A 4497-nucleotide genomic window follows, 5' to 3' on the forward strand; every position below is an offset into this window, starting at 1 on the left:
GGTCGAACAGCGTCGATTTGCCTGCACCGGAGGGCCCGACCAGCGCCAGCGTCTGTCCGGGCTCGATACTCAGGCTCAGTCCATCGATGGCGGCGACGCCCGGCCGTGAGGGGTAGGCGAACCGCACCTCCTGCAGCTCGATCCGGCCAGTGGCCCGTGTTGCGGGCAACCGGGCAGCCTGGCCGGGGACAATGATTTCGCTGCGCGCCGCCAGCAGCTCGGCGATGCGTTCGGCAGCACCGGCGGCACGCTGCAGCTCGCCGATCACCTCGCTGAGGGTTCCGAACGCGCTGCCGACGATCAGGCTGTAGAAGACAAAGGCCGCCAGGTCGCCGCCGGAGATGCGCCCGGCGATCACGTCCATCCCGCCGACCCAGAGCATCACGCCGACGGCGCCAAGCACTAGCACGATCACCAGGGTGATCAGCCAGGCCCGCTGGGCGATACGCTGGCGCGCCACGGCAAACGCCGCCTCGACGGTATCCGCGAACAGCCGCCGGTCCAGTCCTTGATGGTTGTAGGCCTGCACGGTCTTGATCTGCCCCAGGGTCTCTGCGACATAGCTGCCGACGTCGGCGACCCGGTCCTGGCTCTGCCGTGACAGGCTGCGTACCCGGCGTCCGAACAGCAGGATGGGCGCCAGCACCAGCGGCAACGCCAGTACCACGATACTGGTGAGCTTGGGATTGGTGATGAACAGCAGGACGATACCGCCGATGACCATCAGCGCATTGCGCAGGAACATCGACAGCGAGGAGCCGATCACCGACTGCAGCAAGGTCGTGTCCGCCGTCAGCCGCGACTGGATCTCGGAGCTGCGGTTGTCCTCGAAGAAGCCTGGATGCAGGTCCACCAGGTGATCGAATACCTCGCGCCGGATATCGGCCACGCAGCGTTCGCCTATCCAGCTCACCAGGTAGAAGCGGCTGAAGGTGCCGACCGCGAGCGCCAGCACCAGCAGCATGAACAGGCCGATGGACTGGTTGAGCAGGTGTGGTGAACGGGTCATGAAGCCCTGGTCGACCAGCAGCCGGATGCCCTGCCCCATGGACAGCGTGATAGCAGCGGTGACGACCAGCGCGAGCAAGGCCAGCAGCGCCTGTTTGCGATAAGGCTGAAGAAAGCGCCAGCCGAGCCTCAAGGCTTGGCGCTGACGAGAGGGACTAGGTGCGAACATGAAATACGCCGTTCATCTGCGGGTTTGTTGCAGGGTAGCACCGACCGTTTGTCGCCTGCCGATGAACTCGTGGCACTGGGCCACGTCGGAACCCTGCAGATCAGCAAAAGCTTGACTCATCCGGGTATTGGCTAGATCGTTTCGGTCTAAAGTGCCACTGGAGCTTTGTCACACTTTCTGTTGGACTGTGTTCGCCCACCGTGTTGACCAAGGGAGCTGTCACAGGCCCGTCACGGCGCGGCGATACCCTGAGTTTGCAACCTGATGAGGAGACAGGAAATGAGCTTGCAACATAGCAGCGAACCGCAAAACACCGCGCCCCAGTCCCAGGCCCAAGTCTGTGGCTCGATCATCGACGCTCAGGGCAAGGAGATCCCGATCACCGAGCAGATGATTCAAGAGGCGTGCAAGCACCTGGAGCAGAACCGGGTCGATCTTTCCCAGAAAGGCTAAGCCTCGAAGTCCCAGCCTCGAATTATTTCGACCCGGCGCATGCGCCGGGTTTTTATTGGCTCGCCAAACGCGTTACGCCAGCACCGCCCCCAGGGCACTGACCACCTGCGCCAGTTGCGGCGCCTCGCCACGCACGCGCACCACCAGCCCTTCGATCTCGCGGCGCTCCGGGTAGCCTTTGCGCAACAGGTCGAAGGCCGCGCGCTGCGCGGCCGGGTCCTCGCTGAGGCTGCGGCGGAAATCCGCATCGTCGCGCCGTGGGTCATAAACCGCCCGGCACAGGGTGGCCAGCGCCCAAGCGGGGGGCGTGCGCGCGTCCAGGTCGATCTGGGCCAGGCTGGGCGGCGGCAGCAGAGCTGCGAGGCGTACCAGCTCCGGCTCGCCGCGCCAGCGGCAGAACGCCTGGTAGACCTGGGCGGTGCCGCGCTGCCGGCCGTCGAGGCTGTAGCCGGCGATGTGCGGGGTAGCCAGGGTACACAGGTCGGCCAAGGCGAGGTCGACCTGCGGCTCGCCTTCCCATACATCCAGCACGGCGTGCAGGTCGTCGCGCGCCAGCAGCACCTCACGCAACGCCTGGTTGTCGACTACCGCCCCGCGGCTGGCGTTGATCAACCAGGCGCCGGGGCGCAGCCGCGCCAGTTGCTCGCGGCCGAGCAGGTGCCAGGTGGCATCAGGCCCGTCGCGCAACAGCGGCGTGTGCACGCTGATCGCGTCGCACTGCTCAAGAATTGTTTCAAGGCTGACAAAGTCGCCATCCTCCAGGACCTGGCGCGGCGGGTCGCAGACCAGCACCTTCCAACCGAGGCCGCGCAACGCGCGCACCAGCCGCTCGCCGACCTGGCCTGCGCCGACCACGCCATAGACGCGGTCCGCCAGCGCCACGCCGTCAAGCTCCGCCAAGGTCAGCAGGCTGCCCAGCACATAGTCGACCACGCCGCGGGCATTGCAACCCGGGGCACTGCTCCAATGGATGCCGGCCTGGGCGAAATAGTCCAGGTCAAGGTGATCGGTGCCGATCGTGCAAGTACCGACGAAGCGCACCCGGCTGCCCTCCAGCAATTGCCGGTGGACCCGGGTGACCGAACGCACCAGCAGCACATCCGCGTCCTTGACGCAGGCGGCATCGATGGCCCGGCCGGGGTAGCGGCGGATTTCACCGAAACCGGCAAAGAAGGCATCGAGTAGCGGGATATTCTCGTCGGCAACAATCAGCATGGCGCTCTCCTGTGGGGGAAAGCCAGTGTAGGCGCTCCGCGCAGGCTGTTCCAGCCGCTCATGGCTACCGGGCGAGGCGTCAAGCCCGGGGGCTGGGAGTTTTAATGCAATGCCTAGTCGGCCTTCTTGCGGATCCAGTACAGGTAGGTGCCGGCCTGCTCCTGCTGTTCCAGCAGCTCATGGCCAAGAAACACGCAGAACTTGGGAATATCGCGGCGGGTCGAGGGGTCGGTGGCGATCACCTTGAGCAGGCCACCGGCGGCCAGGTCGCGAACACGCTGGTGCAGCATCATCACCGGTTCCGGGCAGTTCAGGCCAGTGGCGTCGAGGATGGCGTCAGGGGTGAAATCGGTCATGAGGTACTCCGTGCAAGAACGGCCATTGTCGCTCATGCGACCGGGCGCCGCTATCCTCAATGGCCCGGTCTTTACCCGGCGGGGGCTAATTTGCAGGCGCCTGCGGTCGTCTTCAGAGTACCTTTTCCCACAGAGGGACTGCCCGATGACCTCACTGCTCTCACGGCTCGTCCGGCCGGCCAAGGCCACGCCCTACCGGCTGTTCGACATCCAGCTCAAGGCCATTGCGCGCCTGAGCCCTGCACTGTGCCGGTTCGTCTTCACCGGCGAGGATGTGCGGCAAATGACCACGCTGGGGCCGGACCAGCGCATCAAGCTGTTCTTTCCGACGCCCGCCGGCCTGCCGCCCGATTTGCCGAGGGACGGCACCTGGCAGCAGGCCCGCCGCGACCTGCCAGCCGAGCAGCTGCCCCCGATGCGCACCTACACGATCCGCGCGCTGCGCCAGGACGTCCTGGAGATGGACGTGGATTTCGTGCTGCACGGTGCCACGGGACCTGCCTCGGCCTGGGCGAGTCAGGCGCGGCCAGGCGACCGCCTGCAGGTGGTCGCCCCCAATCTGGCCTATGCCAACGACCCCGGCGGCTATGAATGGAACCCCCCGAGGGCCGTGCGCAAGGTGCTGCTGGTTGGCGATGAAACCGCCCTGCCCGCGATCGCCGGGATTCTCGAACAGCTGGCCTGGGCGAGGCCCGATCTGCCTGTTCAGGCTTTCATCGAAGTACCGAGCGAAAGCGATTGCATCGACCTGACCCACAGCCCGGCCACCCACCTGCACTGGCTGCCGCGCGGCCTGCTGCGGTGCGACCATGGCCAGGGCATGGCGCATGCCGTGCGCGAGCTGGCCGACCTGCCGGTCAACCAGCAGGTCGTCCCGGTGGCGCTGGAAGAGGTCGATGTCGACCGGCAGATCCTCTGGGAACAGGCGAGCGGCCAGCGGTCCGACTACTACGCCTGGATCGCCGGCGAGTCCGCCACGGTCATGGACATCCGCCGCTACCTGATCAGGGAGCGCGGCCTCGACCGGCAGATGCTGACGCTAATGGGCTACTGGCGCGCCGGGCGCACGCTGGACTGAAAGAGCATGGCCAAGGCCTAGGGCCTCGCTGGCACCTGCAGCCACACCCGCAGGCCATCGGCGCCGCTCTCGAAGCGCAAGCTGCCCGCGCAGCGCTGCACGATGGCCTGGACAATCGCCAGCCCCAGGCCGCAGCCGCTGCTCTGGCTGGTCCGCCAGAACCGTTCGGTGAGGTGCAGCAGGTCATCGGCAGGGATCCCGGGACCATGGTCGCGGAC

The 4497-nt window shown here is 66.4% G+C and carries 6 protein-coding genes; 2 read left to right on the top strand and 4 right to left on the bottom strand.

What is annotated here, in order from left to right; genetic code table 11:
* Positions 1-1177 (bottom strand): ABC transporter transmembrane domain-containing protein (locus VJS90_RS00710; protein ID WP_324118137.1); only part of this gene is annotated, 1177 nt, incomplete at its 3' end.
* A 279-nt stretch (positions 1178-1456) separates the two neighbouring features.
* Here VJS90_RS00710 and VJS90_RS00715 point away from each other — a divergent pair.
* On the top strand, positions 1457-1630 hold the full coding sequence (locus VJS90_RS00715; protein ID WP_324118138.1) for a PA1571 family protein: 174 nt from the start codon (positions 1457-1459) through the stop codon (positions 1628-1630).
* A 72-nt stretch (positions 1631-1702) separates the two neighbouring features.
* Here the strand turns inward: VJS90_RS00715 and pdxB are convergent, their stop codons facing one another.
* Both pdxB and tusA read right to left on the bottom strand, forming a co-directional pair.
* Complete coding sequence (gene pdxB, locus VJS90_RS00720; RefSeq protein ID WP_324118139.1) at positions 1703-2845, bottom strand: 4-phosphoerythronate dehydrogenase PdxB; 1143 nt, start codon at positions 2843-2845, stop codon at positions 1703-1705.
* 113 nt (positions 2846-2958) lie between these two features.
* Positions 2959-3201 (bottom strand): sulfurtransferase TusA, encoded by a 243-nt coding sequence (gene tusA, locus VJS90_RS00725; protein WP_324118140.1) that lies wholly within the window; start codon positions 3199-3201, stop codon positions 2959-2961.
* A gap of 145 nt (positions 3202-3346) precedes the next feature.
* Between tusA and VJS90_RS00730 the strand changes: the two genes are divergently transcribed.
* Positions 3347-4279, top strand: coding sequence for a siderophore-interacting protein (locus VJS90_RS00730; protein ID WP_324118141.1), 933 nt, complete (start codon positions 3347-3349; stop codon positions 4277-4279).
* Positions 4280-4296: 17 nt separating this feature from the next.
* On the opposite strand, the gene VJS90_RS00735 is transcribed toward VJS90_RS00730, so the two are convergent.
* Positions 4297-4497 (bottom strand): sensor histidine kinase (locus VJS90_RS00735; RefSeq protein ID WP_324118142.1); only part of this gene is annotated, 201 nt, incomplete at its 5' end.

Origin of the sequence: Pseudomonas sp. (assembly GCF_035277045.1) — a bacterium.
Classification (GTDB): domain Bacteria; phylum Pseudomonadota; class Gammaproteobacteria; order Pseudomonadales; family Pseudomonadaceae; genus Aquipseudomonas.

What these genes read in the sequence shown, in the direction of transcription:
- VJS90_RS00715 (WP_324118138.1), top strand. Translation starts at nt 1,457, where the DNA reads ATGAGCTTGCAACATAGCAGCGAACCGCAAAACACCGCGCCCCAGTCC.
- pdxB (WP_324118139.1), bottom strand. Translation starts at nt 2,845, where the DNA reads ATGCTGATTGTTGCCGACGAGAATATCCCGCTACTCGATGCCTTCTTT.
- tusA (WP_324118140.1), bottom strand. Translation starts at nt 3,201, where the DNA reads ATGACCGATTTCACCCCTGACGCCATCCTCGACGCCACTGGCCTGAAC.
- VJS90_RS00730 (WP_324118141.1), top strand. Translation starts at nt 3,347, where the DNA reads ATGACCTCACTGCTCTCACGGCTCGTCCGGCCGGCCAAGGCCACGCCC.